This is a genomic window from Nocardiopsis sp. LOL_012, assembly GCF_048060475.1.
Classification (GTDB): domain Bacteria; phylum Actinomycetota; class Actinomycetes; order Streptosporangiales; family Streptosporangiaceae; genus Nocardiopsis.
In genome coordinates this window covers 1-483 of the sequence record NZ_JBHMIV010000113.1, presented here as the reverse complement: position 1 = coordinate 483, position 483 = coordinate 1, and the positions used below count along the sequence as shown (strand labels likewise).

Genomic DNA, 483 nt, shown 5'->3' with positions numbered 1-483 from the left:
GCCCTCCCCTCCTCCCCCCTGCCCTGGGCCAACAGCAACACCGACATCAGCGTCTTCACCGACACCGAACTCACCGGCATCGCACCCGCACCCGCACCCGGCACCACCGCACCACCCCCCACCGGACAGGCCAGCCCCACCAGCGCCACCCCGACCGGCGCACCTCGCGCGCACCCCACCGGAGCTACCGACACCAGCGGACGGAACGGGGGAGGGAGCGAGACCACCGACCAGACCCCAGCCGTGCACGACACCGTCACCCGCCCTGACAGCACCGAGACCGAGGGCAACGACGGAACGGAGGACAGGAGCAACACCCCGGCCAGGGACGAGAACACCGCTCCCCCGACCACCACACAGACCACCGACAACAGCACCGGCACCGCCAACACACACCAAGGCGACAGCACCCGATCCTCCGACCAGGAGGCGCTGGTGTGGCCGCTGGGAGAAACCGAGGACACCCCGCCCGCACCCAACAGC

General features: G+C 71.0%; 1 pseudogene. It reads left to right on the top strand.

From position 1 onward, the window contains the following. Positions 1 to 483, top strand: a pseudogene (locus ACFHWE_RS23685) (hypothetical protein); the annotation flags it as partial.